Annotated in this window: 25 protein-coding genes, 1 tRNA gene and 1 other RNA gene; 10 read left to right on the top strand and 17 right to left on the bottom strand. The window is 43.6% G+C overall.

Going from position 1 to position 26,419, the window contains the following annotated elements:
- Nucleotides 1-10: 10 nt before the first annotated feature.
- From pdxH to HYN49_RS14055, 5 genes are read left to right on the top strand one after another with little or no spacing between them, the layout of a single operon-like run.
- On the top strand, nt 11-652 hold the full coding sequence (pdxH, locus tag HYN49_RS14075) for a pyridoxamine 5'-phosphate oxidase (RefSeq protein WP_108904710.1): 642 nt from the start codon (nt 11-13) through the stop codon (nt 650-652).
- 17 nt (nt 653-669) lie between these two features.
- Nucleotides 670-1,152, top strand: coding sequence for a SixA phosphatase family protein (locus HYN49_RS14070; protein WP_108904709.1), 483 nt, complete (start codon nt 670-672; stop codon nt 1,150-1,152).
- A complete protein-coding gene (gene ppk1 / locus HYN49_RS14065) occupies nt 1,152-3,257 on the top strand; it encodes a polyphosphate kinase 1 (protein WP_108904708.1) in 2,106 nt (701 codons plus the stop codon). The genes HYN49_RS14070 and ppk1 overlap by 1 nt, the downstream gene beginning before the upstream one ends.
- A gap of 16 nt (nt 3,258-3,273) precedes the next feature.
- Nucleotides 3,274-4,164 (top strand): Ppx/GppA phosphatase family protein, encoded by an 891-nt coding sequence (locus HYN49_RS14060; RefSeq protein WP_108904707.1) that lies wholly within the window; start codon nt 3,274-3,276, stop codon nt 4,162-4,164.
- Nucleotides 4,165-4,167: 3 nt separating this feature from the next.
- Nucleotides 4,168-4,746: a TMEM175 family protein gene (locus tag HYN49_RS14055; RefSeq protein ID WP_108904706.1), complete on the top strand. Its 579-nt coding sequence runs from the start codon at nt 4,168-4,170 to the stop codon at nt 4,744-4,746.
- A gap of 1 nt (nt 4,747) precedes the next feature.
- On the opposite strand, the gene HYN49_RS14050 is transcribed toward HYN49_RS14055, so the two are convergent.
- The 5 genes from HYN49_RS14050 to HYN49_RS14030 all read right to left on the bottom strand — a co-directional run bounded on the left by HYN49_RS14050 (nt 4,748) and on the right by HYN49_RS14030 (nt 8,575).
- Entirely contained in the window at nt 4,748-5,341 is a 594-nt protein-coding gene (locus HYN49_RS14050; RefSeq protein ID WP_245892303.1) for a DNA polymerase III subunit gamma/tau, read from the bottom strand.
- A gap of 29 nt (nt 5,342-5,370) precedes the next feature.
- On the bottom strand, nt 5,371-6,456 hold the full coding sequence (gene dnaX, locus HYN49_RS14045) for a DNA polymerase III subunit gamma/tau (RefSeq protein WP_108904705.1): 1,086 nt from the start codon (nt 6,454-6,456) through the stop codon (nt 5,371-5,373).
- 85 nt (nt 6,457-6,541) lie between these two features.
- A complete protein-coding gene (locus tag HYN49_RS14040; protein WP_108904704.1) occupies nt 6,542-7,168 on the bottom strand; it encodes a hypothetical protein in 627 nt (208 codons plus the stop codon).
- 11 nt (nt 7,169-7,179) lie between these two features.
- Nucleotides 7,180-8,250 (bottom strand): DNA topoisomerase IB, encoded by a 1,071-nt coding sequence (locus HYN49_RS14035; protein WP_108904703.1) that lies wholly within the window; start codon nt 8,248-8,250, stop codon nt 7,180-7,182.
- 7 nt (nt 8,251-8,257) lie between these two features.
- The gene (locus tag HYN49_RS14030) at nt 8,258-8,575 is read right to left on the bottom strand and encodes a hypothetical protein (RefSeq protein ID WP_108904702.1); all 318 of its coding nucleotides are present in this window, start codon (nt 8,573-8,575) and stop codon (nt 8,258-8,260) included.
- 272 nt (nt 8,576-8,847) lie between these two features.
- Here HYN49_RS14030 and rnpB point away from each other — a divergent pair.
- Nucleotides 8,848-9,183: RNase P RNA component class A (gene rnpB / locus HYN49_RS14025), an RNA gene on the top strand.
- A 56-nt stretch (nt 9,184-9,239) separates the two neighbouring features.
- Here rnpB and HYN49_RS14020 read toward each other — a convergent pair.
- A complete protein-coding gene (locus HYN49_RS14020) occupies nt 9,240-9,827 on the bottom strand; it encodes an RsmD family RNA methyltransferase (protein ID WP_108904701.1) in 588 nt (195 codons plus the stop codon).
- On the bottom strand, nt 9,824-10,657 hold the full coding sequence (locus tag HYN49_RS14015) for a DUF3822 family protein (RefSeq protein ID WP_245892203.1): 834 nt from the start codon (nt 10,655-10,657) through the stop codon (nt 9,824-9,826). The genes HYN49_RS14020 and HYN49_RS14015 overlap by 4 nt, the downstream gene beginning before the upstream one ends.
- 165 nt (nt 10,658-10,822) lie before the next feature.
- Between HYN49_RS14015 and HYN49_RS14010 the strand changes: the two genes are divergently transcribed.
- Nucleotides 10,823-12,244: an ATP-dependent DNA helicase gene (locus HYN49_RS14010; RefSeq protein WP_108904700.1), complete on the top strand. Its 1,422-nt coding sequence runs from the start codon at nt 10,823-10,825 to the stop codon at nt 12,242-12,244.
- Between the two features lie 17 nt (nt 12,245-12,261).
- Here HYN49_RS14010 and HYN49_RS14005 read toward each other — a convergent pair whose 3' ends face one another.
- From HYN49_RS14005 to HYN49_RS13980, 6 genes are all read right to left on the bottom strand, one after another.
- Nucleotides 12,262-13,821 (bottom strand): S8 family peptidase, encoded by a 1,560-nt coding sequence (locus HYN49_RS14005; protein WP_108904699.1) that lies wholly within the window; start codon nt 13,819-13,821, stop codon nt 12,262-12,264.
- A 279-nt stretch (nt 13,822-14,100) separates the two neighbouring features.
- Nucleotides 14,101-14,181: transfer RNA gene (locus HYN49_RS14000), tRNA-Tyr, on the bottom strand.
- Between the two features lie 152 nt (nt 14,182-14,333).
- Nucleotides 14,334-15,461 carry a TlpA disulfide reductase family protein gene (locus tag HYN49_RS13995; RefSeq protein ID WP_108904698.1) on the bottom strand — a complete coding sequence of 376 codons (1,128 nt, stop codon included), beginning with the start codon at nt 15,459-15,461 and terminating at the stop codon, nt 14,334-14,336.
- A gap of 19 nt (nt 15,462-15,480) precedes the next feature.
- Nucleotides 15,481-16,653, bottom strand: a complete 1,173-nt coding sequence (locus tag HYN49_RS13990) for a TlpA disulfide reductase family protein (RefSeq protein WP_108904697.1) — start codon at nt 16,651-16,653, stop codon at nt 15,481-15,483.
- Nucleotides 16,654-16,739: 86 nt separating this feature from the next.
- Nucleotides 16,740-18,152: an MBL fold metallo-hydrolase gene (locus tag HYN49_RS13985; RefSeq protein WP_108904696.1), complete on the bottom strand. Its 1,413-nt coding sequence runs from the start codon at nt 18,150-18,152 to the stop codon at nt 16,740-16,742.
- Between the two features lie 119 nt (nt 18,153-18,271).
- On the bottom strand, nt 18,272-18,712 hold the full coding sequence (locus HYN49_RS13980; RefSeq protein WP_108905089.1) for a KTSC domain-containing protein: 441 nt from the start codon (nt 18,710-18,712) through the stop codon (nt 18,272-18,274).
- A gap of 328 nt (nt 18,713-19,040) precedes the next feature.
- Here HYN49_RS13980 and HYN49_RS13975 point away from each other — a divergent pair, with 328 nt between their 5' ends.
- The 3 genes from HYN49_RS13975 to HYN49_RS13965 all read left to right on the top strand — a co-directional run bounded on the left by HYN49_RS13975 (nt 19,041) and on the right by HYN49_RS13965 (nt 23,068).
- Nucleotides 19,041-21,005 (top strand): endonuclease, encoded by a 1,965-nt coding sequence (locus tag HYN49_RS13975; protein WP_108904695.1) that lies wholly within the window; start codon nt 19,041-19,043, stop codon nt 21,003-21,005.
- Between the two features lie 118 nt (nt 21,006-21,123).
- On the top strand, nt 21,124-21,546 hold the full coding sequence (locus HYN49_RS13970; RefSeq protein ID WP_108904694.1) for an EamA family transporter: 423 nt from the start codon (nt 21,124-21,126) through the stop codon (nt 21,544-21,546).
- A 163-nt stretch (nt 21,547-21,709) separates the two neighbouring features.
- Nucleotides 21,710-23,068, top strand: coding sequence for a PQQ-dependent sugar dehydrogenase (locus HYN49_RS13965; protein ID WP_108904693.1), 1,359 nt, complete (start codon nt 21,710-21,712; stop codon nt 23,066-23,068).
- 84 nt (nt 23,069-23,152) lie between these two features.
- On the opposite strand, the gene HYN49_RS13960 is transcribed toward HYN49_RS13965, so the two are convergent.
- From HYN49_RS13960 to HYN49_RS13945, 4 genes are all read right to left on the bottom strand, one after another.
- Nucleotides 23,153-23,677 (bottom strand): hypothetical protein, encoded by a 525-nt coding sequence (locus HYN49_RS13960; RefSeq protein ID WP_108904692.1) that lies wholly within the window; start codon nt 23,675-23,677, stop codon nt 23,153-23,155.
- Nucleotides 23,678-23,762: 85 nt separating this feature from the next.
- The gene (locus tag HYN49_RS13955) at nt 23,763-24,143 is read right to left on the bottom strand and encodes a hypothetical protein (RefSeq protein ID WP_108904691.1); all 381 of its coding nucleotides are present in this window, start codon (nt 24,141-24,143) and stop codon (nt 23,763-23,765) included.
- A gap of 98 nt (nt 24,144-24,241) precedes the next feature.
- Entirely contained in the window at nt 24,242-24,763 is a 522-nt protein-coding gene (locus HYN49_RS13950; RefSeq protein WP_108904690.1) for a hypothetical protein, read from the bottom strand.
- A 181-nt stretch (nt 24,764-24,944) separates the two neighbouring features.
- A complete protein-coding gene (locus HYN49_RS13945; protein ID WP_108904689.1) occupies nt 24,945-26,294 on the bottom strand; it encodes a hypothetical protein in 1,350 nt (449 codons plus the stop codon).
- Nucleotides 26,295-26,419: the final 125 nt, after the last annotated feature.

The raw sequence follows: 26,419 nt of genomic DNA, 5'->3' as shown, positions 1-26,419 counted from the left end.
AGCTGATATTATGGAAGATTTAAGCAATTACAGACAATCATACGAAAAGGATTCGCTAACCGAAAATGCGATTCCCGAAGACCCAATGAACCTATTTCAAAAATGGTTCCACCAGGCCGATGAAACCGGTTCCGGAGAAGCAAATGCCATGACTGTGTCTACTTTCGGGCTTGACGGTTTCCCGAAATCGCGCGTGGTTTTGCTAAAAAAATATGACGAAGACGGCTTTATATTTTATACCAATTACAATTCCGAAAAAGGAAAAGCGATTGCTCAAAATCCGAATATGTGCCTGTCATTCTTCTGGCCGGCTTTAGAACGTCAGGTGATTATAAAAGGCAAAGCCGAAAAAGTTCCCGAAGCCCTGTCCGATAATTATTTCGACAGCCGCCCACATGGAAGCCGCCTGGGTGCGGCAGTTTCCAATCAGAGTGAAGTGATTCCTTCACGGGAATTCCTTGAAGAAAAACTGGCAACACTCGAAAAGCAGTATGACGGAAAAGAAGTGCCAAGGCCAAAAAACTGGGGCGGTTATCTTGTACGCCCTGTTCAGGTGGAATTTTGGCAGGGCAGGCCCAACAGGCTTCACGACCGCATCAGGTACCATCTTCAGGATGATTATTCCTGGAAAATTGACAGGCTTGCCCCTTAAGTTTAATCAGAAAATCAATGAAAAACCTCATTATTATCCGGCATGCAAAATCCAGTTGGGATTCTCCGGTAAGCGATAAAGAAAGGACGCTGACTATAAATGGCGCACGTGATGCTGCGCTTGTCGCAGAAAAGATTGCGGATTACCTGCCTGCAAAATTCCATGCCTGGAGCAGTACAGCGACACGGGCCATGGGGACCGCGAATCTTTTCAAGGCCGTTTTCCCGGAAAATATTGCGATAGAATTTAAGGACGAATTATACACTTTTGATTCATCGAAACTAGAAAGCATCGTGCGCACGATTCCCAACAGTTATGATTGTGTTATTATTTTCGGGCACAATGAAGCGATAACGGATTTTGTCAATACATTTGGAAGCATCTTTATTGATAATGTGCCGACATCGGGTTTTGTTTCACTCCAATTTGACACCGATTCATGGCGGGATTTCAGTAAAGGTGAAACCGACAAAATAGTATTTCCAAGAGATTTAAGATAATGACAGAAAACAGATATATAGACCGCGAAAAAAGCTGGCTGGCATTTAATGCCAGGGTGTTGCAGGAAGCCGGGGATTCTACCGTGCCTTTGCTGGACCGGCTGCGCTTCATCGGGATTTTTTCGAACAACCTTGACGAATTTTTCAGGGTACGGTTTGCCGCAGTGCGCCGCCTGAGCCTTTCCGGGGTTTCCGGCGAAAAAATACTGGGTGGGATTTCAGCCGAAAAGCTGCTGCGTGAAATCACTGAAATCGTCATCCGTCAGCAATCAGAGAGCCTCCGGATCTTAAGCATTATTGAAAAGGAACTCGAAGCAGAAAATGTTTTCATCCTGAACGAAAATGAAATCTCGGCGGAGCAGGAAAGTTTCGTCAATGATTTTTTTATACAGAAAATCAGCCCGGCACTGGTCACGATTATCCTTAATGATTTGGCTGAATTTCCAATGCTAAAGGACAATTCCGGCTATCTGGCCGTAAAGCTGGTCATGAAAACCAAGGCAAAACCGTCACTTTTGGGATTTACGAAAGCGAAACCTGAAGTGCGTTATGCGCTGATCGAAATCCCGAAAACCCTGAATCGTTTCGTCGTCCTGCCTTCAAAAGAAGGTACACAATCGGTGATGCTGCTCGACGATATGATCCGTTACAATCTCGGACAGATTTTCAACATTTTTGATTATGAAAGCGTCGAAGCGCACATGATCAAGATTACGCGCGATGCACAGCTCGAAATCGACAGCGACCTGAGTAAAAGCATGATGGAGAAAATCGCGACGAGCGTGCGTGACCGCAGGATCGGTGAGCCGGTACGTTTTGTTTACGATCAATCCATCAGCAAGGATACGCTGCAATTTTTCCTGAGCAAAATGGGAATTGATGCTACCGACAGCATTATTCCAGGCGGCCGCTACCACAACCGCCGCGATTATATGGATTTCCCGAATCTGGGCCGTTTTGACCTGCTTTATAAGCAAAATCCGCCTTTGCCAATTCCTGGTTTAAGCCTTGAAGGGAGTATACTTGATAAGATCAGCGGGAAGGATTACCTGGTCAATGCACCGTACCAGTCGTTTTCATACCTGATAAAATTCCTCCGTGAAGCGGCTTTGGATCCGCAGGTAACCACCATTAAGATTACATTGTATCGATTGGCGAAGAATTCACAGGTCATCAGCTCGCTGATCAATGCGGCGAAGAACGGTAAGAAAGTTACAGTACAGATTGAGCTGCAGGCGCGTTTTGACGAAGCCAGCAACATTTCTTATGCTGAACAGATGCAGACAGAGGGCATTGAACTGATTTTCGGGATCAAAGGCCTGAAAGTGCACAGCAAAATTTGCGTCATCGAGCGGATTGAAGACGGAAAAAACAAGAGATACGGATTCATTTCCACCGGGAATTTCAACGAAGCGACGGCAAGCGTCTACACAGATGTGACTTTATTTACCGCGCACCAGCAGATTTTAAAGGATGTCTCAAAGATCTTTGACTTCTTCAATGTCAATTACAGGCTCCACCGTTACAAGCACCTGATCGTCTCGCCGCATTACAGCCGCACGCGTTTTTACCGTTTGATTGACAAGGAAATCATGTATGCAAAACTGGGCAGGGAGTCCTACATTCATCTTAAAATGAACAGTTTATCCGATTTTAAGATGGTTGATAAATTGTATGAAGCGAGTAGGGCAGGAGTGAAGATTAAATTGCTCGTCCGTGGGATCTGTTCGCTGATTCCGGGCGTTAAAGGCATGAGCGATAATATCGAAGCGATCAGTATCGTAGACAATTACCTCGAACATTCCAGGGTTTATATTTTCGGGAATGATGGCAATCCGGAAGTCTATATTTCTTCCGCCGATTTCATGACGAGGAACCTTGACGGCAGGGTAGAGGTGAGTTGCCCGATTTACGATCTTGATGTCCGTAAGGAGCTGATCGACAGCTTCCACGTGAGCTGGAAAGGAAATGTAAAAGCGCGCCTCCATTCTGAAAAACTGGATAATAAGTACAGGGTCCGCGGACAAAATCCGGTTTGGAGGGCCCAATTGGAGACCTACAATTTCTATCGCAATCTGCTCGAAGCGTCCACAGAAGAATTATAATAAATACAAGCAATTAATGATCACCGTCAAGAAATATGCTGCTATAGACATCGGTTCAAACGCCATGCGGTTGCTCGTATCCAATATTATCGAAGAAGAAGGCAAAGAAACGCAATTCTCTAAAAGTGCCCTGGTCCGCGTGCCGATACGCCTCGGGCAGGATGCATTCACCGTCGGCGAAATTACCGAAGAAAATATCGAACGGATGATTGACGCGATGAAAGCTTTTAAATTGCTGATGAAAGTCCATAAGGTTGAAAAATATATGGCCTGCGCTACTTCTGCAATGCGTGAAGCCTACAATGGGCGTGAAGTAGCGGAACTCATCAAGAAAAAAGCCGACATTAAAATTGAGATTATCGATGGTAAAAAAGAAGCGGCCATCATCGCAGCAACCGATTTGCATCATTTGGTGAAAACAGACAAGACATACCTGTATGTTGATGTGGGCGGCGGCAGTACTGAATTTTCACTTTTTGCAGATGGTAAAATTGTAGCCTCAAAATCGTTTAAAGTCGGTACGGTACGACTCCTGAATGAAGTCGTAAGCGACATTGTATGGCAGGAAATCGAAAAATGGATCCGCACCAATACACAGGAATATGATACTGTGACCTTGATCGGTTCCGGTGGGAATATCAATAAACTATTTAAGATGTCGGGAAAGCAGGAAGAAAAACCGTTGTCCTACATCCACCTGAATTCCCAGTATGCGATGCTGAATTCCCTTTCTTACGAGCAGCGCATTTCAGTTTTAGGCCTAAACCCTGACCGCGCTGATGTAATCATTCCGGCGTTGCGTGTCTATCTAAATGCCATGAAATGGAGCGGTGCGAGAAGCATATATGTGCCTAAGATCGGGCTTTCTGACGGTATCGTAAAAGCCATGTATTACGGAAAAATATAACTTATGAATAAAAACAGGCTCGAAGCATTCAGTGACGGCGTATTGGCCATCATCCTGACGATTATGGTTTTGGAACTTAAAGTTCCTGAGGAAGCGACATTCGAAGCGCTTAAGGCAGTTTTTCCGGTTTTCATAAGCTATATCCTGAGTTTCATTTATGTGGGCATTTATTGGAACAACCACCACCATATGCTGCACAGTGTCACGCGTGTGAATGGTAAAATTCTCTGGGCCAACCTGCACCTGCTTTTCTGGCTTTCGCTGGTACCGTTTGCTACCGGCTGGATGGGTGAAAACCATTTTGCAAAAGCTACGATGACAGTGTATGGTGTAATATTGCTGATGGCAGGTGTGGCTTATTGGTTGCTGCAAAGCCTGATTATAGGCAGCCAGGGCGAGAATTCAATCCTGAAAAAAGCCATTGGAAAAGATTTTAAAGGTTTGTCATCACCCGTGTTGTATACCATTGGGATCATTTTTTCTTTTTTCAATGAATGGCTTTCGGGAGCGGTATATATTTTTGTGGCGCTGATGTGGCTGGTACCGGACAAGCGTATAGAAAGGCTGCTGGAGAAGCAGTAGGTTAAAAATCCAAATCAAAAGTCTTCCGCAACAATTCCAGGCTCGGATTGATTTCATTCAATCGGTTGTAACGGTCCTGCGGGGTGAATGCTTTGCGGCTGCTGATATTTTCGTTCACGATAACTTCAATCGTAATGTCGTGGTTGTGTAGCTTGCCGCGTAAATATCCCAAAAGTTCGAGTTTCCCGCTTTCAAAATCAATGGCCGAACCTTCATTAGGCAATTCATGCTTGATTGTGGTTCCTTCCAGTTTCGGGTCGTTGATCAGCAACAAAGCTTCCATGATCTTGTGGCCTTTATCGCTTAAACGTTGCGCATATTTATTCCACTGTAGCAGCATATCGGTTTCTGAAAAAGCTTCAGTAGGTAATTCTGTCGTTTCTTTTGCGGCGGCTTTTCCGGATTGCTCTAATTCTTTTTTCGCACGGATGCTGGCCAGTGATAATGCAGAAACTTTTGCAACGGGAGCATCAGCGTTGGTTTTTGGAATCTGAATATTTTCCTGTATTGGGTTTTCCTCAGGGATTATGGCTGATTGCAATTCTTTAACGACAGGTGAATCAAGGATTTCGGGTGCTTCCACCGCAATTTCCATCACGCGCCCATAAAAATGATTGGCGGGGATTATATATCCGTCAGCTTTTTTTTTTCTCCATCAAAAGTGATAGAGGCCAGTTGCATCAGGCACAATTCAACCAACAGGCGCTGGTTTTGCGAGACTTTATATTTGAGGTCGCAATCATTTGCAATGTCAATGGCTTTCAGGAGGAAATCCTGGGATGCTATCACAGCTTGTGCGCCGTATAATTTCTGGGCCTGTTCTCCTGCCTCCAATAAAGACAAAGTAGCAGGATTTTTGGAAACCAGCAAATCCCTGAAATGTGAAGCCAATCCTGAAATAAAATGATGCCCATCGAACCCTTTTGCAAGGATTTCATTGTAAGCAACTAGCAATTCCGGGATTTTATTCTCTAAAATAAGTCCCGTGATGTTGATGTAAGTTTCGTAATCAAGTACATTCAGGTTTTCTGTAACAGCCTGCCTGGTCAGGTTATTGCCGCAATAGGACACCACGCGGTCAAAGATCGAAAGCGCATCACGCATCGCGCCATCTGCCTTTTGGGCGATGATATGCAGTGCATCGTCTTCAAAAACTACGCCCTGGCTTGCCGCCACTTCGGCGAGATGGTCTTTGGCATCTTTTACCGTAATCCTTTTAAAGTCGAAAATCTGGCAACGCGACAAAATCGTCGGGATGATTTTATGTTTTTCGGTCGTAGCCAAAATAAAAATGGCATGCTTAGGCGGTTCTTCGAGCGTTTTCAGGAAAGCATTGAATGCCGCCGAGGACAGCATGTGTACTTCGTCGATGATATAGACCTTAAATTGCCCTGTCTGTGGCGGAATCCTTACCTGATCGATGAGGTTCCTGATATCATCGACTGAGTTGTTAGATGCCGCATCGAGTTCAAAAACATTGAATGCAAAATCCTCGTTCGGATCGTCATAACCGGGTTGGTTGATTTTCCTGGCCAGAATCCTGGCACAGGTGGTCTTGCCGACACCCCTCGGTCCCGTAAAAAGTAAAGCCGAAGCCAGGTGGTTGGTTTCGATGGCATTGAGCAAAGTGTTCGTAATGGCCTGTTGCCCGACGACATCCTTGAATGTCTGTGGGCGGTACTTCCTTGCCGATACTACAAATTGTTCCATAAATGCCTATTGGTCGACAAATATACTTTTAAAATTTAAAGATTGAAATTTTTTAAGGTGCCAAAAAATCAAAAGTTATCCACGGTTACAGCACAATCATATAGGGATTCAGGTAAATGTATTCATCGGTGACTTTTTTACCTTTTGGATGTACAATAATGGCCGAACAATGGCTGTTTCCGTAAGGGTTTTTGATTTCAAATGCGATGCCGGATGCTACGTCGTCATAAATGGTGGTCTCAATTTTTGTATCGGAATTGTCGTATTTTCCGACAGTCTGCAATTTGGGATATTGCTGTTGGATTTCAGCAAAGGAACTTTCTGTACTGATGCCGTCTTTGGTTTTAAAATCAGGTGATGTTACCCTGATCTGTCGAACTACTTTTTCCTTGAGTTCATTGTCTTTATAAGTCGTATAAATGTTCAGTTCATCACGCGTGGTATCTGTTTTTTTTCCGTACCAGGTCATCCAGGCTTTCCCCATAGCCGCATCTGACTGATCCGGTGTGCCCAGCGTTTCCAGTTTTGAGGTGTTGTCCTCTATCGCGGTAAGTCCTATCGCGATTCCAGGTGTAATAAGCAATTCAGGCTTGATTTCAGCAGCAGTATTTATGGCTGCAATGGTGTCATTTTTTTCAGTGGCATTGGTTTTTTCCCGGTTTGAGCAACTGAAGGCTAAAGCGGCAAAAATTAATAAAAAGAAGGTTTTCATAATGTAGGTAATTATGCGATTACTTCGGCAATGGTTTCGTTTTCTAGTAAATTGATCAATATCCGTTCTTCTTCATTCAATGAAGATGGCTTGGTGATGGGTTTGTATTTCCAGATAGAACCTTTTTCATAAGCTGCAATCACTGTCGGGTGGACATAATATTTGCGGCATACGGATCGCGTATTCCCAAGTTTCTGCGCCACCGAATCCATCACTTCAACAATCTTACGCTTGCAGTCAGTATCGTTTTTTGGTTCACCGATGGATTGAAACGCACACAAAGCATTCACGCTTCCGGCCCAAAGCCGAAAATCCTTTGCCGTAAAATCCTGTTGCGTAATATTTTTCAGGTAACCGTTGATGTCCGCTGAGCCTATGACATGATGATTCCCGTCATCATCATAATACTGGAACAAATCCTGTCCCGGAATGTCGCGGCATTTTTTAACAAGGTTTAATAATTTCACGCTCTTAAGCCCGATTTTATGCTTCACGCCTTTCTTTCCGACAAACTGGAAATAGATGTTCGATTTGTCAAATTTTACGTGTTTGTCCTGAAGCGTTGTCAATCCGAATGATCCGTACAGTTTCTTATACGCATCATTCCCAATCCTGATGTTCGTAAGCTCAATGAGCTTTACCACCAGAGCCACAACTTTTTCATAAGGCAGTCCCTTTCTGTTCAGATCGGCTTCAACCTGCTCGCGTATCAAAGGCAATGCGGCGGCAAAATTTTGCAGGCGGTGAAATTTCGACTGGTTCCTGATCTTGTTCCAATTGGCATGATAACGATATTGTTTCCTGCCTTTGGCATCTATTCCCGTAACTTGCAGATGGCCGTTTTCATAAGGCGAAATCCAGACGTTTTCCCACGCAGGCGGAATCACGAGTTTCTTAAAACGTTCGAGCACAGCCTTATTCCTGACTTTCTTCCGTGCTTCATCCAAATAATAAAAGCCATCATCAGTTTTGATCCTGTGATAGCCTTTGTTGAAATTTGCTGCGTATCGAAGCCCTACAGCCTTGGCGGTGATTTTTGGATCACGCCCGATTTTCTCGAGTTTGGATTGCAGCCTGTTCATGCTATGCTTAATTTTGTTCCGGGCGGTCTTCCCTGCCACGGATGCTCAAATCGTTTAGTACACGGGTAGCGCTTTTTTCACCCATCGATAAATCCCCGGCAACAAATACGCCGCGTTCGCCATCGCTGGCTTTGATGCCATAAACTGTAGCTTCATCGCCGGGATCGCTTTCCCCTTCATAACGGTATATGTGCACGATTTCAAAATCATCAGGATTGTCGGTAATCCTTTTCTCCTGAATGTTAAAATCTGTCGTAAATCCTTTCTCCTTTAATTCTTCCAATGCCTTAGAAACAGTGGCATAATGATACATTTGACGTTCCATGACTGATTATTTTTAGGTTGATAAAACTTGTAGTCATAAAATTACAACTTCACTTTTCAGATGTGATGAATGAAGTGTTAAATGAGTTTATGAGATTTTGTTATGGGTTTACACTATTTCCATCATATTGAATCGATAGGGACTGTAAGACCAAGATTATAAGACAGTAGGATAGGAAGTGTAATGATACAAGTATAGCCGACTTGTGAAATCCCGAACTGTAATCTTATAATCTTGCAGTCTTATAGTTTTGCAATTTATCGTAGCTTTGCGCCGCAGGCCGCCTTATCGCTAACGATGCAAATCGGGAGAGGAAAGTCCGGACACCATAGGGAAGCATAGCGGGTAACGCCCGTCGGTCTCGACATTAAAATCGGGGCAAGGACAAGTGCAACAGAAAGTATGTACAGGTTAAGCTGTAGTGAAACCAGGTAAACTCTATGTGGTGAAATTTCAAGTATATCGGCATTTAAGGGCTTCCCGTCCGTTGCCGAAGGGTAGAAAGATAGATCTCGCTGGTAACAACGAGACCAGATAAATGATAAGGATCTTGTCTTTCCCGCAAGGGGATCAGGATACAGAATCCGGCTTACAGGCCTGCTTTTTTTAATTATGAATTTCAAATGACGTATTGCACGTAATCCACAATTTGAAATTCGTAATTTTATTCCTCTTCGGAATCATCTTCCTCGTCTTCCAGATCGTTTCCATCTGATTCAAATTCAAAAAACGAGAAGAACGAACCGCCGTAGCTTTTCTGAAATGAGAAATTCGGCAAATGGTTCAGCGGCGTATATTTGGAATGCTCAATGACCATCATGCCGTCTTCTTCGAGCAATCCATTTTCAAAAATCATCATCACGATTTTGTCAAACGATGCCTGGTCCAATCCATATGGCGGATCGGCGAAAATAAAATCATAGGATGTTTTGTGCTTTTCAAGGAATTTGAACACGTCGCTTTTTATCGGGGTAATATCAAAATCAAATTCCGAAGCCGTCTGCTTTATAAACCTGATGCAGCCGAAATCACCGTCAACGCTCACTATCGGCGCACTGCCGCGCGATGCAAACTCATAACTGATGTTGCCGGTTCCTGCAAAAAGGTCGAGCACCTTCAATCCGTTAAAATTAAAATGGTTGTTGATGATATTGAACAGCGCTTCCTTACTCATGTCGGTCGTAGGGCGCACCGGCAGGTTCTTGGGCGGACTGATGCGCCTTCCTTTATATTTGCCTGAAATGATTCTCATAATTGGAACAGTATAAAATGCTGTAAATTCTGGCTGATTGAAAAATCATTGCGGCGTTGCAGTGTCGAAACATCTGCCAGTGAAACATTTCGTACATATTTGTAAGCCATCCGGAACAACTCGCTTTCTTCAGTAATCTTTCCGAGCAATTGCAGTTTCAGGTTTTCAGGATTCAGGTTCAGTTGCTCGCATGTAAACAATAAATAATAGATGAAATCGGCTGCATTCTGGTATTCAAACGAATTGAAAAGCAACAATTTCCTGTTCTGTACCACGACAATCTCAAAGCATTTTTCATCGAAATGCACAAATACCAGCTTTTCTTCCACATTTTTCGAAAGGTTAAGCAAAGCTGAAACCAAAACGGTATTCGAATGCCTGTATTCAAAGGGCCCAAACTGGTCAATCAAAAAATTATTGATGTTCACATAAGGCACATATACATTTTTTATTTCCGGGCTTTCAATCGTATCAAATGCAAATAAATCTGTCTCAAAAACCTTGGTATTGTATTGCAGGTAACTCCCCGCATACGCTTCATCAAACAACGCCGACGGTACAAAAGTGTTCAGGTTGTTGTCGTGCAGCACTACCACTTCATCATACATGCGCGTGAGTTCACGGTATTCCAGGAACGCTTTCCAGTAATGTTCTTCCACCTTGTGGGTTTTCGTATAAGCTGAAAAATCAACCTCCTCAAACGACAGTATGCGCTCATTCAGCGTATCGCCCACGGCAAACGAAAAGCCTTCAAGCCCCGCACGGATAATCAACTTCCGGTAATTTTTTTCAGTGATGCTGCTCGACATAGGATGGATTGAGAGTGGCAAACTTACGGTTTTTTTATTAGAAGTTGGTAAAGTCGAAGTCCGGAAGTCCGAAAGAATGGCGCGCTAATAGATTCATTTTTTAAATGTAAATTTTTAAGCAAGTTTGTAAAACTTTCGGTCTTCCGGACTTCCAGTCTTCCGGACTATTCCCTTACCTTTGCGCCTATGACCGCACGCGAATTCTACTCCGTCCTTTCCCGAAATTTTCCGTTCCAGCCTACATTCAAGCAGGATATTTTCTTTCAGCAGGTATCAGAATTCGTGACCAATAGGAACCCTGACGAAATCTTTGTCCTCAAAGGCTACGCCGGTACCGGCAAAACCACTGTGATTTCCGCCATCGTAAACAACCTGCCCGAAATAGGGAAGAAGTATGTGCTGCTGGCACCCACCGGCCGCGCCGCAAAAGTCATCGCAAATTATTCGCGCAAGCAGGCTTTAACCATCCACAAAAAGATTTATTTCCCTAAGAAACAAGCCGGAGGTGTATCCTTTACGCTTCAGCCCAACAAACATAAGAATACCATTTTCATCGTCGATGAGGCTTCGATGATCTCTGATTCCGCTTCCGACAGCAAGATGTATCAGAACGGTTCGCTGCTCGATGACCTGATTTCATATATCTATTCCGGCAGCGGCTGCAAGATGATCTTATTGGGCGATACGGCGCAGTTGCCGCCCGTAAATCTCGAAATCTCACCGGCACTTGATACCGACAGCCTTGCGGCAAATTATTACAAGGAAATTTTCCATATCGAGCTTGATGAAGTCATGCGCCAGGAGGAAAATTCCGGAATACTTTACAACGCCACGGTATTGCGCGACATGCTGCAGGAAGATTTCTTTGAGGATTTCCATTTCAGCCTTGATGGTTTTAAAGACATTGTACGCCTTAATAATGGCGATGATATCCAGGATGCGATCCACTCCGCGTACGGCAATATCGGCATCGAGGACACCGCTTTTATAGTACGTTCAAATAAGCGCGCGAACCAATACAATCAGCAAATCCGCACCAGGATCCTGGATAAGGAAAGCGACCTCTCGGCAGGCGATTTGCTGATGGTCGTCAAGAACAATTATTTCTGGCTTAAGGACACTGATGCCGCAGGCTTCATTGCCAATGGAGATATTGTGGAAGTGTTGCAGATTTATGGCTTCAAGGACCTCTACGGCTTCAAATTCGCCAAAGTACGCATCCGTATGATTGATTATCCTGACCAGCTCCCGATTGATACTGTGCTACTGCTGGACACGATCCACAGTGAATCGCCATCGCTTACTTACGAAGAATCCAACCGCCTTTACCAGGAAGTGATGGCAGATTATGAAGATGAGAAGGCGCAGTTCCGCAAACTCATCAAAGTAAAGGAAAATGAATATTTCAATGCATTGCAGGTAAAATTCTCTTACGCCATCACCTGCCACAAATCACAGGGTGGGCAATGGAGTACCGTTTTTATCGAGCAGCCATACCTGCCCGACGGCCCGAACCGCGATTATGTCCGCTGGCTTTATACGGCGATGACAAGGGCAAAAGACAAGTTGTATTTGATTGGGTTTAAGGAAGAGTATTTTGAAGATTGACAATTAGGCGCTGGCTGTTATTTCCTGATTACCTTTTTTACGAATGTATGTTTGCGGGCCGTATTGCTTACAACGGCAAGGTAGGTTCCCGGAGATAAAGCGGTGCATTCGATTGAGGCTTTTGTTGCGCCTGTACATTTTACAGTCTTTATTGTTTTGCCATCCAGGGTAAGCAGCCTGATATCATAATGCGATTCGGGAGAAAACCCGCCGATTTCAAAACTACCTGAGGTGACTGGATTCGGGTATACCTGTATGTTTTTAGATTCAGCTATATATTCTGAACCGGATAAGAGCGGACTTATAAGTGCGTTGTATGCATTCAATCGGCCGTGGCCATAATATTCGTCCCATCCGGGGGTATCATGGAGTACATCCCCGACCTGGTCTTCACTTGATTGCATTAAAATCTGCCGGATTTCATTCACGGTAATATCAGGATTGACGGAAAGCATCAGCGATATTACTCCGGCCACATGCGGAGCCGCCTGGGATGTACCACCCCAATAGTATCCGTATTGCGTATCGGAGGCATAATCCAGACCATAGATGAAATTTCCCGGAGCTACCACGTCAATTTCAGGACCGAAGTTACTGCCGCTGGTGGCACTCCAGAAAAACGGGTTGCTGCGTACATCGTTCGAGTCGGTAGCCCCAACCGCAATCGTGCTGTTGTATTTTGCAGGATATTGTATGGTGCCATTTTGGTTACCCGTTGATACGACAAGGCTGACATTGTTGTTATAAGCATAGTTGGCAGCATTAAGCAAGGTTGTTGACGAGCCGTCTCCTCCCGCGGACAGGTTGATAACTTTAGCGCCATGGTCTACGGCATAGTAAATCGCATCTGCCCAGTTACTGTAATAGCCGATGTTATTTTGGTCAAGTATCTTACAACTCATGATTTTCGAATTCCAGTTGACCCCTGCATACCCGACCGCATTATTGCCGGTTGCCAATGCAATCCCGGTTACATTTGTGCCATGCCCGTAATCATCAGTAGGATTATTATCATTATTTACAAAATCCCATCCATCTACAATCCGCCCGGCAAATTCCGGATGGGTCAGCCTTAGGCCGGTATCCAGGACTGCCACGATCAGGTTGGGATCGCCTTGTGTGATGTCCCAGGCCATGTCAGTATCAATATCAGCATCGGCTACAGCTGAAAGGTCAAAAGTACCATTGTTCACATGCGACCATTGACGGCTTGAAAAATAGAGGTCATTGGGCGTAGTTTGTTTGATTCCATGCCCGTGGCCAATAAAATCAGGTTCTACATATTCGAAAAGCCCTGTTTTGCTGTAAGCAGTAATTGCAGGCAGTACGTTTATTTCGTCTTTAAACTTAAGCAATAGCGTGCTGTTTGTTTTCTTATTGCCAATAACCCGGACCGACTCGAGCTTCAATGAATCGTTGAGCCTGGACAAAGCAGCATGGGTTAAGAAATACGTTACCGCATCTTTTCCCGCAGGAAGTTTTATGTCGGCAATGAACTGCTTCGGGGCATAATCTGCCTGTTGCGAAAAAGCTGTAAATGATAAAGCGAGGAATAAAAAAGTAATAATGCGTTTCATTATTTGAGTTTAAATATGCGACTAAAATAGTGTAAAAAACGTTACAAAATCTTTACGATGTAAAAGGGTGATTTTTTAGTTCCTGATTCAACGAAACAAAAAAGCCTATTGCAATGGCTTGTGGAATTTACAATACATTTCCCTTTAGGTTACCTGATTTTGGTTTGTGGGGAAAGCAGGATTATTACATGATCCGTAAGGGTAGGACCCTTACGCAATATTTTAAAACAAAAAAACCATCAAGCGAGCTTGTGGTTTTTTATTATTTAAAATATTGTGTGGGGAGAGCAGGATTCGAACCTGCGAAGTTCTCACAGCAGATTTACAGTCTGCCCTCGTTGGCCGCTTGAGTATCTCCCCGTGTCGTAAGACGGTTGCAAATATAAAAACACTTTTGGTGTTTGCAAACTTAAATGCCAGATATTTCGGGATTATTTCTAATCTTTTGGATTTTAAGCCAATAAAAAAGGCTTCAATTTCGTGAAGCCTTTTATCGATATCTAAATCTATTATTATTTGTCTAAAACTGAAGCAATTTTCGCCCTTAATTCTGCTCCACGCAAATCTTTACCAATAATCATTCCCTTTTCATCCAATATGTAGGTAGCGGGAATGCTCTTGATGTTGTACATCACGGCAATGGGTTCTTCCCAGAATTGCAGGTTCGAAAGGTGTATCCAGTCCAGCCCGTCTTTTGCAATGGCTTCTTTCCATTTCACAGCATCCTTATCCAGAGACACACTGACGATGTTGAGTCCTTTTGCATGGTAATCCTTGTATAAAGCCACGACATTCGGGTTTTCCTTTCTGCAGGGTCCGCACCATGAAGCCCAGAAGTCGATGATCGTCACTTTGCCCAATGATTTTTTCAGCGAAACGGTTTGCCCTTCCGGGCCTGGTCCTGAAAAATCAGGCGCTTCATTGCCGACAGCAAGTGCTTTAAAGTTGGAAATTTTCGATTGTATAAGTTTGCCTGTTTTGGTGTTTTTCAACGGGGGATCCAGGTTGTCGAACGCTTTGCGGATTTTCTGGATATCCACTTCAGGATTGTTAAACATGTTGTCTATGAAAAGTACCGATAGGAAAGACTTCGGGTTTTTCTCCGGAAATTCTGAAGAGAGTGCCACCATCTGGTCCTGGTATACCTTTACGTCAGCCATCAGTTTGTTCATCACCAGGGTATCCTTGGCTTTATTGGCTTCAGCCCATTTGGTATTATTGGCTTCCTGGTACTTCATCATTTTGTCCTGGATTTTCATTGCAGCAGCATTGAACACCTGCAGGTCATCATTGCTGCGTGTCCCGCCAATCTTACTTTTGCCTATACTGTCCTTGTATATCGTAAAATTGATTTTTCCGCCTTCAAGGATGAAAACTACTTTTCCTTCGTTCTTATCAACCTGTAAAAAATGGATGGAAGGCTCGACGGTCTTTCCTTTGAAAACGAATTTTCCGTTTTCCACTTTAGCCGAGTCCACATTGATGAAGCTACCGGCCTTTTTCTCATCCTGTTTCTGCAGGTATATTTTCTTGCCGTTTTCGATTCCGGCAGCAGTTCCCGTAATCGTAAAATCAGCATCAAGAACCGTAAATGAAACCAGTCCGATGGCCATTAAAACAAGGAATGTTACTTTTTTCATGATTACAGCATTAATTTTATTATTTCAAAAGTGATGCCACTTTTTCCTTTAAGGCTTCACCCTGCAAATCTTTAGCAACGATTATCCCGCGTGAATCCAACAGGAAGGTAGCGGGGATGCTTTTTACATTATACTGCATTGCAATAGGTTCCTTCCATTGCTTTAGGTTCGAAACGTGTGCCCATGCCAGTTTATCGGCAGCAATAGCTTCTTTCCATTTGGCGGCATCCTGGTCCAGTGATACACTGATGATATTAAGCCCTTTTGCATGAAATTCATTGTAAAGCGCTACTACATTCGGGCTTTCTTTCCTGCATGGTCCACACCATGAAGCCCAGAAATCAACCAAGGTCACTTTTCCCATAGCCTGTTTCAGTGAAAGGGTTTTGCCATCAGGGGTTGGTGCGCTGAATTCAGGCGCCGCAGTCCCTACAGCCGGGCCTGATTTTGCATTGGCTTCCTGGAATTGCTTGATCTGAGGAATCATTTCCTTCACTTTTTTACCGATATAGGTCTTCTTCAGGGAAGGGTCAAGATTGTCAAAATCCTTTTGTAGTTTGTTCAGGTCAGCATCCTTTTCCCTTAAGTTTTGGCTAAGGAACAATAAGGAATAGTAAGATTTTGGATTTTTTTCGATGAATTTCAGGGATTCTTTTTTCACTGCCTCTGACAAAGGCTTATATTTCCTGATGATTTCCCCCATAGTGGCGGTATCATTTTTCTGCATTGCTGCGGTATATTTTTTCTGATTTGCCTGTTCGTAAGCTTTTACTTTCTTCAATACAGGCAATTCAAGGTACTCTGCAAAACTGTCATTGCTGAGTGTTCCCGTAACTTTACTTTTCTGTAAGGTATCTTTGTCAACCTGAACATTGATATCGCCTTGTTCCAGGATTAAAGTAAAGCCCTGATTGGCATATTTGCTTTGCTGTTCTGTTTTTCCTTTTTCCTGCATTTTGATGTAATGCTGTGTCGGCTCTGTCACTTTGCCTTCAAATTCAAATTTACCGCCCTGCACTTTTGCGGTATCCACATTGACAATCCTTCCGGTAGAGTCTTGTTTTACCAGGAAAACTTCAGTGCCGTCCGCTACACCTTTAGCGTCGGCTGTAATTATGAATTCATTCTCACCTGCTTTTTTACACGATACTGCCGCCATCGAAGCAAGTAATATCAAAAGGACTTTTTTCATTTGTTGGATTTTAATTTTAGAGTGCAAAAGTATTTATTTTTAAGTTTACTGGTGTTTTTTTTAGTAAAATTTATGGTTTTCGGCCTTTATTGTTTTGTTTCCGAAGGGCATACGAAGTTTGACAAACGGATATCGGTTTTGCGGATCCCGCTGATGCCTTTCTCTACATTGATGAAATTGTGGATGCCCCTTGATTTCAATATCGATCCCATAATCACCGAGCGGTATCCACCTGCGCAATGCAGGTAAAACGCCTCCTTTGGAATATTGTTAATCTCATTATTTACGGAATCCAGGGCGATGTTCAAAGCGCCGGGAATATGTTCGGCACTGTATTCACCCGGTTTCCTGGCATCAACGATGGTGTTTTCTGCAGCAAAGCGACCTGCAAATTCTTCAGGGCTGATGGATTCCATAGAATCGGTTTCAAATCCTGCCGAAGCCCAGGCTTCAATCCCGCCTTCAAGGTATCCCAGGACATGGTCGAACCCGACACGCGATAGCCGTGTAATGGTTTCCTGCTCGCGGCCTTCCGGCGTTACTATTAATAGTGGCTGATTGACATTCATTACCAAAGCGCCCACCCATGGCGCAAAATTCCCATCAATACCTATAAATACAGATCCCGGGATATGCGATTTTACGAAGTCATTCTCATTGCGCACATCCAGTACAATGGCATCAGTTTCTCCGGCGATCGATTTAAAAGCCTGCGGATCGAGTTTTTTTAAGCTTTTACCTATAATATTATCGAGGCTTTCATAACCTTCAATATTCATCGCAACGTTCTGGGGGAAATAAGCAGGAGGAAGGCCTAAACCGTCCAATAATTCAGTGATGAATTCCTCGCGGGTCATATCGGCGCGCAAAGCATAATTGGTTTTTTTCTGGTTGCCCAGGCTATCGGTGGTCTCCTTGCTCATGTTTTTTCCGCAGGCACTTCCTGCGCCATGGCTAGGGTAAACCGTCAGTTCATCAGGCAAAACCATGATTTTATTGCGAAGCGAATCAAACAATTCAGATGCGAGTTTTTCCTGCGTCAGGTCTGAAGCCATTTCCTGTGCCAGGTCCGGACGCCCTACATCACCTATAAATAAGGTATCGCCGGTAATGATGCCTTGCGGGATATCATTTTCATCAATCAGGAGGTAGCAGGTGCTTTCCAGAGTGTGTCCTGGCGTATGGATCGTTTTGACAGTGCAATTCCCTATTTTGAATTCCTGGTTGTCACTGGCAATGATGGCATCAAATTTCGGGGATGCCGTAGGGCCATAAACGATTTGAGCATTCGTTTTCCTGGCGAGGTCCAGATGTCCCGAAACGAAATCGGCATGAAAATGCGTCTCAAAAATGTATTTGATCTGCGCTTCATCCTTTTTGGCTTTGTCTATGTATGGCTGCACTTCCCGGAGCGGGTCGAATATGGCAGCCTCTCCGTTGCTTTCCAGATAATAGGCGGCCTGCGCAATGCAGCCGGTGTAAATTTGCTCGATTTTCATACAATCGTGTTTTAAGGTTGCAAAATTACGTAGAAAAGGTGAGGAAATTACGAATTATGAATTACGAAATTACGGACGTAGCATTTCGCAATTCGTAATTAATAATTCGTAATTCGTAATTATTCCTGATTCGTCAGTTTCCTATACGGAAAAGCCTGGAAAATATGCCTTTTCGCAAAACGGTTCGGCGAATCGGCGTTGATCATCTTGATGTAAGTCGCTTTTGGCACGCTGAAATACTCATAACTGCTGCCGTTTGAAAAAACCGCTTTGAGCCTGATGTTCTCATAATTGAAATCGACCAACGTAGCCGTCGCGATCGTATTATTATACTCTTCCTGTCCCAGTTTTATAGTGTCAGGATGGATGCTTACCAAAAAATGATATGCTTCAATAACGTTTTTACTCTGTGCTTCCGCGGCTGCCAGTCCGGCATCGTCACCCTGGAATTTATCAGGATGGCATTCCTTCATCGAGTTGCGGTAAATGGTCTTCAATTCTTTCAGTTCCACAGTCTTGTCGACATTGAGCAGCGTCCTGTATTCAGCGATTTTTTTCATAATATGCTTATATTCCGGCAACAAAATGCCTTTTAAAAATTTTTGCAAAAGTACACTTTTTAATTTATTGAATGCAAGTGCTTTAAAGTTAAATTATTGTTGTTTATTCAGGAGCTTTTCCTGCTGTCCGCTGTATCTTTTCCCTGCTAAAGGAGCAGGAAAAAGGATGCCGCTTCCATCAGGGCTAGGGCATCCGTGTCAATGTAAGCGCTTTCCACTGCCTGCTGCGACTGCCCACTGCGACTGGAAATAAGTATCTTAACTAAAATTCCTGCCTGTAATTCATTTTAATACATACATTTGCAGCCGATAATTAATTTTCAGTGGCATGAAAAAAATACTACTTGCGGCAGCCTTCATGCTGACCGGCTTTACGGGTTTTTCCCAGATCGTGATCAATGAGATTGAAGCGGATACCCCTTCAACGGATGTTATGGAATTTGTAGAGCTGAAGTCGGCGACACCCAATTTCGCCCTCGACGGTTACGTATTGGTGCTGTTCAACGGAACCACTAATGGCGATGCAGCCACCTCATACCTGGCACTTGACCTTGACGGTTACGTTACCGATGCCAACGGGATTTTCATGATAGGAAATTCACAGGTTTCGCCTTCGCCGTCCATTGTCGTAAATAACGGTGCTATACAAAATGGCCCGGACGGAGCCGGGATTTATTTGGGCAACGCTTCGAATTTTCCAAACAATACGGTTGCTACAACTACAAACCTCATTCATGGGGTAGCCTACAGCAACAGCAACACCGTGCAGCCTACGGCGTTGATGACGGCGATGAATTTGTCGACTTTTACCAATGAGAATGTAAACGGTGCTGCCGCAACACAATCCATCCAAAGGAAAAACGACGGCACATTTGAAGTAAAGGCACCTACGCCCGGGATGAACAATGACGGCAGCGGGGTAGGGGCCAATGGCATCACGATTTCCGTAACGCCATTGAATCTTGTCGAAGGCAGTGCTTTCAACGTCACTTTTACAACACAAACCGCCGTGACCGCCGATCTTGGTTTTTCATTCACATTGGCCAATGGCAGCTTCACCACATCCGATTACAGTGGTTCGCTTACCGCCGTGATCCCTGCAGGAGCGACGACGGTAAACAAAGCGTTCCTGCTTACGGACGATGCGGCCGATGAAGGCGATGAAATCATGAAAGTGTCTATGGGAAGCGTACCATCCGGTTATTCCAAATTAAATGACAATGTGGAATTCCGTGTACACGACAATGATTATATCGTGCAGCCATGGGGTACGCCGCTGAACCCGACGCACGGACTGGCGACCAGTACCGCGCCAGCGGGTTATTATGCTTCGCTCGAAGGAAAATCGGGTGCGGTATTGAAACAGGCCATACAGGACATTATTGCCAATCCGGCCGTGGTGCATGCGCAGAATTATGGGGACATTTTTGATATATTAAAGGAAGCCGACCAAAATCCGGAGAACGGCAGCCAGGTCTGGCTGATGTATGTAGAACAGCCAAGGTCTAAAATCGACTATCAGACCGGGACAAGCGGCGCTGCGGGTTTCTGGAACCGTGAGCATATTTATGCGCAGTCGCGCGGCGGTTTTACAAACGGCACATCAAGCACTGCGAACGGAATCGATAATTGGAATACCACAAATGCCGACGATATCATGGCCGGCCATGCCGATGGGCACCACATCCGTGCTGAAGACAGTCCGGAGAATTCCCTGAGGAGCGAGCGCAATTACGGTGTAGATTATAACGGACCGGCAGGCAGCGCAGGCAGCTGGCATGGCGATGTGGCACGCGCGATTTTCTACATGTGCGTGCGCTACAACGGACTGAATGTCGTGAACGGCGATCCGGCAAACGATCCTGACGGTTATATTGGTGATTTGGCAACATTGCTTACATGGAATATGGCAGATGCCTCCGATGATTATGAAATGAACCGCAATAATGTGGTGTACAACTGGCAAAAGAACAGAAATCCATTTATTGACTATCCGCTTTTAGCCGAATACATCTGGGGCAGTCATGCAGGCGAAACCTGGTTCGCCGCTTTATCGACCAGCGATAATTTAGATGTTAAAGTGGGTTTATACCCGAATCCCGCCCATGATAAACTGACAGTTTCAGGGGTTGCGGCCGGAGATATTGAAGTGTACAGCATGACCGGCGCGAAGGTTTTGAAATCTGTATTTAGCGAATACAATGCGGTAAACATTGATTTGCCTGCGGGTGTGTATGTTGCCAAAGTGACTTCGGAAGGAAAGTCGACGGTTAAGAAGCTGGTAGTGAAATAATGTCCGGTTTTCAATTTCAAGTTGCGTTACAGGCAAAATCTAAGAATTCTTAAGGAGTCTGAAAATCCAGGGTGTCGAATAAATTCATAAATTTATCCGACACCTTAAATTTTTCCAAATGAAAAACTGGATCGTCCTTGCGCTTATTTCAATGTTTTTTGCCGGGCTTACATCGGTTATTGCGAAAATGGGGCTGAAGAATGTCAGCAGTGATACCGGATTGGCGGTCAGGACAATCTCAGTCGTGATCATCGTGGCCATCAATGCATTCTTTTTTCAGTCGGCAAAGGATTTTAAGAATCTCTCGACTAATGACATCCTGATACTGTCCGCTTCGGGAATTACAGCCGGATTGTCGTGGGTCTTTTATTTCCGTGCCGTAAAATTAGGCGATGTGGCACAGGTAGCCCTGATCGATAAAGGCAGCATCATCATCACGATTTTGTTGTCGCTTTTCCTGTTGAACGAACAGTTTACGTGGAAGATTGCAGTAGGAGGCGGCCTGATTATTGCCGGACTTTTAGTACTTACGCTTAAGTAAGGGATTTTAACGAAAAGTAGGGTGGAACACTTTTAAGTTGTTCTATAATAAATTGCTTTATCTTTATTTGGTTGTTCCGATTGGTTGCCGGTATTTTCGGGGGAGCCAATCGGATTGCCAATGTTTTTATATGTTGAATCCATCAACCTAAAACACGGAAAGCATGAGAAAAATTACCACATTCATTACCCTGACCGCTTTTTTTATAGCTGCTGAAAGTCGGTCGCAGATCAATCTCGGTAGCACCATCTTGCAGCATACTGTTGTGGCCAGCGGCTTAAATGTGCCCTGGGACATGGCTTATGGCGCAGATGGCTGGATCTGGTTTACAGAGCTTAGCGGAAACATCAAGCGGATGAACCCCGATACTTTTCAAATCGAGCAGGTATTTACGATTGGCGACGTAGCGTTATTCGGGTTCAGTGTGGGGCTGCATTCGATTGTAATGGATCCGGACTTCAATAATACACACTATTTGTACGTGCATTATGCTTATACGAATACCACATCGAAAATCGTAAGGTATGAATATGATGCACTGAACAATACGCTGATCAACCCCACAATCATCCTCGGCAATATTCCTGCAGGTGTTTCGCACAATGGGTCGCGTATGGTGATATTGGGTGATAAATTATTCATTTGCCTCGGGGATACTTACAGCACACCGGCTGTGGCACAAAATACCAGCTCCATAAACGGTAAAGTACTACGTATGAACCTCGACGGCAGCATTCCGGATGACAACCCGACAGCGGGAAGTTATCTATGGACGCTTGGTCACAGGAATCCACAGGGCATGTGTTATGGCAACGGCATGTTGTACAGTTCAGAGCATGGAACCGCCAATAACGATGAAATCAATATCATTGAAGCAGGTAGGAACTATGGATGGCCTACTGTGGAAGGCGTGTGCAATACTGCAGCCGAAATCACGTTCTGCAACGCCAACAACGTCAAGGAACCCATTAAAACCTGGTCGCCATCCATTGCGCCGGCCGGAATCGATTTGTACCAGAATACGGCCATTCCGGAATGGGACAATTCGCTGTTGGTAGCGGTTCTGAAAAATAAGCAGCTGATACAACTCAAGCTCAGTGAGGACGGCACACAAATCACACAGCAGAATATTTACCTTACAAATACTTATGGCAGGCTACGCGATGTGCTTGTAATACCGGATGGGCGCGTGTTCCTCTGTACGTCAAATAGGGATTATGCAGGCACACCGGTTGCTGCCGACGACAGGATTATTGAGTTGAAGAATAATGCTTTAGGGATTCAAAATCCCGATGCCTCTAAAGCAGTGGTTTATCCCATCCCGGCTGGCAATTTAATTCACATCGAGCCTGATACAGGCGTGTACTGGATTTCGATTATCAGTATGGAAGGGAAGGAAATTTATGCCGGTAAATATACTCCGAGTGTCAGCGTGAGTGCTTTTGCATCAGGGATGTATTCCTTGCAATTGATGGATGCGGATAAGAAAATCGTAGGCAGGCGAAAAATCCTGATGAAGTAAATGCCTGGCAGCGATAATGCAACATGAATGGATAGTTCCTTTCTTATATAATGATCTTCACCAGTAATTTATGGATTTCGGCAATCATTCCTTGCCAAGTGTGATTACTTTTTTCAGCGCTTCCGGAAGTACATCATTCGATACAGGCTCTTTTCCAAGCCTTGCCTGGAAGAGCATATCGCGGCCGCAGATATTTCCGGCGGCGATCAGGTAACAAATCAATTCATTGTCCCTCTTTATCGTTACGCTGTTGCCAGCAAGCGGTTTGCCCAATACGATAACCGTGATGTCTTTAAAACTGACCTGGTCCTGTTGCCGCTTTTCGATGTCAAAACCACTCTTGATGATTTCAGTCAGTTTGTTCCCGGAACGGTAAATGATTTCCCCATTTTCATTTAGGCGGACGTTTGCTTTTTCTCCGGGGTGGTTCTCGATATACATCCATGACAGCAGGAAATTGTCGGCGGAGATGGATTGGAATTCAGGATTGACCTTGATGCCGTCAGCGAAGGTAATGGTCTGCTCGCAAAGGTTGATGCTGTTTACATCCTGTGCCGATGCGAGGCAACAACTAAGGAATAGGATAAAGAAAGTGAAAATTCGTTGCATGAGGAGTCTTATGATATAAAGTTCAATTTAAAATTAAGCAAAAAATGCCTGTACGAAAAATAATGTTTAAAACCGGCGGATTGATTTATTCCTTAACCCTTACCAGTTTAATGATGACCTCGGGGGTTTTGATTTCGAGTGCGGCATCAGTAACTGCAATCGCTCCTTCTTCCTCCATTCCGCCATCCATCTTCTGGGTCATGGTTTTCCCATCTTCAGAAACCTTATAATCACCTTCAACGGTACGGCCTGAGGTGGTGGTGGTAAACCTGCCGTCTTTCTTAAGGCATACCAGACTGCTTTGGCTGTCCGGGATGTCCATTTTTTGGCCGCTGTCGGCAGCAATTACGGCATCGATTTTCCAACAGCCGACAACTTTATCCTTAACGGTGTTTTGGGCATGGCTGCTGATGCTGAAGAAAAGGCTTGCAACTAGGATGGGTAGGGTAATGTAATATTTTTTCATTTTGGTAGGGTTGGTTTATGATTGTAAAGAAACGGTATCGGGTTTATTTTATTGTTCGCTGCCGCTGCTGCTCATGGTGGGATGTATCTTTATCGAGCCTAATTTCCAGCCTTTTCCACACCATTCCTGAAGCCCTGCCTGACCTTGGCGATTGTAAAAAAGGGTGCGTCAGGAAAAACGGTGCATTTCAGGAAGCCGATGATTTTGTCCTCACTCAGCGTTTTGTTCTTCAGGGCGCTAACGATGTCCTTACCGAATTTAAAGAAGATCGACTGGTCTGAAAACTCGCCTGTAGGATCGTCGTTTTCAAACAGGAACAGTATTTCATTGGGCTGCGGAATGATGCTGTCATAAAATTTATAGATTTCTGACCCCGACGCGGTCGCATAAATATTGAAAAAACACTCCAGCTTCTTGTCACTGCTTGCCAGGTAGGTATTTGCATGTAATTTTTTCGTCGTGTGGAGCGTCCTGAATATCGTTTCAGATTGCTCATAGGTATCCATGAAGGTCTTGAGTTCCACTTTGTTTTTGGGATTGCATACGATTATGGAGCCTTCCGTTTGTGCGGTGGCGGATAGGGATGTGAGGAAGGTAAGAAGGAGTAGTTTTAATGTCATGGTATCGGTTGTTTGGAGGTTTTGAGAGGTTGCGGCTTTTGAAGCTGACCAAAAGCGACGGGACCCGGCTGCACAGAACGAATTTATGGAAAAAGCGTTTACCTTTTACGCGGAAGCAGCAATTAGTGTCGCTTTGTTCGTTGTTGCTCTGATGAGTTAAACTGGCGTTAATCAGTTTTATCTATTCCTCTTCGATGCTTATGATATCAACAATTGGACCGATTAAATTAATAAAATCATTTAGTTTATAGGGATAAACTGTATTATCGTCCTTTATAATTTCAATTTTGTAATTTTTTGATTGTATTTGGCCTAAAGTAAACGTAATTATTCTATTTGTTACTCTGAATTTTTCACCAATTTGGAAAATGCACTTGCCCTGTTGAAAATCATATCGACAATAATTTAATTCATTTTCACTATCGATGTTTATTGATCTTTGAATAGTTTCCAGAGATTTTTTATCAAATACTATAGAAACAGATGATATATTATAAGTTTGAAAACGATAATAGCGCTTATTTTCCCGCTGAGGTACGCCGCAGGCTTGTACATGGACTAATTTATTTTTTGGGTTTTCAATTAATTTCCCATTCTTTAATTTATAATACTTTTTTAAAGGAAATTCACTTTCGGATCTTTTGTCTTTTAAGGTTGTCTTTACTTCCCATAAAACAATTCCATTAGGAATAGCGTCGATTTTATTTTCAAAATAAGGCCTGTAAAAATATTCTGTATCAGAAATCAAGATGCCATCGCTATATTTTTTTTCGAATATGATATCCGATTCGAAATACGAATTTTCATAAGTAATTTTTCCGTTTTTCATTACTTGCGTAAAAACAGAGTCTTTCTCATTAACAATGCTGTCTTTATCATTTTCTTTGAAATGATAATATCTGTAATATTTATTGTTGTTTAGGTAGGTAGAATCAATGGAGCGAAATTGATCATTATTGATGAGGACAACTTTATTTCCATTTTTATAGTCTCTGAGTATCTTAGAATTGTCAATATTTTCCGTGTAACTTAATTCGGGATTTATGGCATTGTGAATATAATTATGGCTTTTTACATATAAGGAATTTTTCTCCGAAATTTTTAATGATTTGTTGTATACGGTTAATAGATTTTTGGAATCAGGATAGCATGTGGATTGTATTGAATAACCGTCCATCGAGGTTTTGGTTATACTTTTAGCCATACTTTTATCAAAATAGTTTATTGAAAAGCAATTTTGTCCGATAATGATATATTGCGGATTTCCAAATTCATTTAGTTTATAGAGAAAAGAATGATTGTTATTCGTGACAAGCAATTCATCTTTTTCCGCGCTTACAAGTACCTCGTTAATTGTTTCGCCACTATCGGATTTTAAGCGGATTATTTTGATATTATTATTTTTAATACTGCTGTAATCTCCAGAAATTACCTTTTCAACATCTTTAATTTGGGAATACACGATGCAACTTGCAAATGAAGAAATTGCAGTCAGGATTATTTTATTGATTGTGGATTTCGATTTTGGCATAGTTTGCAAAATTACGGCTAACGTTCCCGCGTCAGAAGCTGTCGCGGCTTGGAAACTGAGATTTCTCCACCAGGAGAAAACGAAAATAGGAAAAAAGCGGACAAAACCGGGCAGGGAGCGATCGC

The organism is Flavobacterium pallidum (genome assembly GCF_003097535.1).
GTDB classification, from domain to species: domain Bacteria; phylum Bacteroidota; class Bacteroidia; order Flavobacteriales; family Flavobacteriaceae; genus Flavobacterium; species Flavobacterium pallidum.
The sequence above is the reverse complement of the archived record's forward strand: the minus strand, read 5'-3'. Positions and strand labels throughout refer to the sequence as shown.

What these genes read in the sequence shown, in the direction of transcription:
- HYN49_RS13980 (WP_108905089.1), bottom strand. Translation starts at nt 18,712, where the DNA reads ATGAAAAAAATCGCTGAATACAGGACGCTGCTCAATGTCGACAAGACT.
- HYN49_RS14035 (WP_108904703.1), bottom strand. Translation starts at nt 8,250, where the DNA reads ATGAACAGGCTGCAATCCAAACTCGAGAAAATCGGGCGTGATCCAAAA.
- HYN49_RS14070 (WP_108904709.1), top strand. Translation starts at nt 670, where the DNA reads ATGAAAAACCTCATTATTATCCGGCATGCAAAATCCAGTTGGGATTCT.
- pdxH (WP_108904710.1), top strand. Translation starts at nt 11, where the DNA reads ATGGAAGATTTAAGCAATTACAGACAATCATACGAAAAGGATTCGCTA.
- HYN49_RS13990 (WP_108904697.1), bottom strand. Translation starts at nt 16,653, where the DNA reads ATGAAAAAAGTCCTTTTGATATTACTTGCTTCGATGGCGGCAGTATCG.
- HYN49_RS13955 (WP_108904691.1), bottom strand. Translation starts at nt 24,143, where the DNA reads ATGAAAAAATATTACATTACCCTACCCATCCTAGTTGCAAGCCTTTTC.
- HYN49_RS14050 (WP_245892303.1), bottom strand. Translation starts at nt 5,341, where the DNA reads ATGGAAATTGCGGTGGAAGCACCCGAAATCCTTGATTCACCTGTCGTT.
- HYN49_RS14040 (WP_108904704.1), bottom strand. Translation starts at nt 7,168, where the DNA reads ATGAAAACCTTCTTTTTATTAATTTTTGCCGCTTTAGCCTTCAGTTGC.
- HYN49_RS13970 (WP_108904694.1), top strand. Translation starts at nt 21,124, where the DNA reads ATGAAAAACTGGATCGTCCTTGCGCTTATTTCAATGTTTTTTGCCGGG.
- HYN49_RS14010 (WP_108904700.1), top strand. Translation starts at nt 10,823, where the DNA reads ATGACCGCACGCGAATTCTACTCCGTCCTTTCCCGAAATTTTCCGTTC.
- HYN49_RS14005 (WP_108904699.1), bottom strand. Translation starts at nt 13,821, where the DNA reads ATGAAACGCATTATTACTTTTTTATTCCTCGCTTTATCATTTACAGCT.
- HYN49_RS13965 (WP_108904693.1), top strand. Translation starts at nt 21,710, where the DNA reads ATGAGAAAAATTACCACATTCATTACCCTGACCGCTTTTTTTATAGCT.
- HYN49_RS13950 (WP_108904690.1), bottom strand. Translation starts at nt 24,763, where the DNA reads ATGACATTAAAACTACTCCTTCTTACCTTCCTCACATCCCTATCCGCC.
- HYN49_RS14030 (WP_108904702.1), bottom strand. Translation starts at nt 8,575, where the DNA reads ATGGAACGTCAAATGTATCATTATGCCACTGTTTCTAAGGCATTGGAA.
- dnaX (WP_108904705.1), bottom strand. Translation starts at nt 6,456, where the DNA reads ATGGAACAATTTGTAGTATCGGCAAGGAAGTACCGCCCACAGACATTC.
- HYN49_RS14060 (WP_108904707.1), top strand. Translation starts at nt 3,274, where the DNA reads ATGATCACCGTCAAGAAATATGCTGCTATAGACATCGGTTCAAACGCC.
- HYN49_RS13945 (WP_108904689.1), bottom strand. Translation starts at nt 26,294, where the DNA reads ATGCCAAAATCGAAATCCACAATCAATAAAATAATCCTGACTGCAATT.
- HYN49_RS14020 (WP_108904701.1), bottom strand. Translation starts at nt 9,827, where the DNA reads ATGAGAATCATTTCAGGCAAATATAAAGGAAGGCGCATCAGTCCGCCC.
- HYN49_RS13975 (WP_108904695.1), top strand. Translation starts at nt 19,041, where the DNA reads ATGAAAAAAATACTACTTGCGGCAGCCTTCATGCTGACCGGCTTTACG.
- ppk1 (WP_108904708.1), top strand. Translation starts at nt 1,152, where the DNA reads ATGACAGAAAACAGATATATAGACCGCGAAAAAAGCTGGCTGGCATTT.
- HYN49_RS13995 (WP_108904698.1), bottom strand. Translation starts at nt 15,461, where the DNA reads ATGAAAAAAGTAACATTCCTTGTTTTAATGGCCATCGGACTGGTTTCA.
- HYN49_RS13960 (WP_108904692.1), bottom strand. Translation starts at nt 23,677, where the DNA reads ATGCAACGAATTTTCACTTTCTTTATCCTATTCCTTAGTTGTTGCCTC.
- HYN49_RS14055 (WP_108904706.1), top strand. Translation starts at nt 4,168, where the DNA reads ATGAATAAAAACAGGCTCGAAGCATTCAGTGACGGCGTATTGGCCATC.
- HYN49_RS13985 (WP_108904696.1), bottom strand. Translation starts at nt 18,152, where the DNA reads ATGAAAATCGAGCAAATTTACACCGGCTGCATTGCGCAGGCCGCCTAT.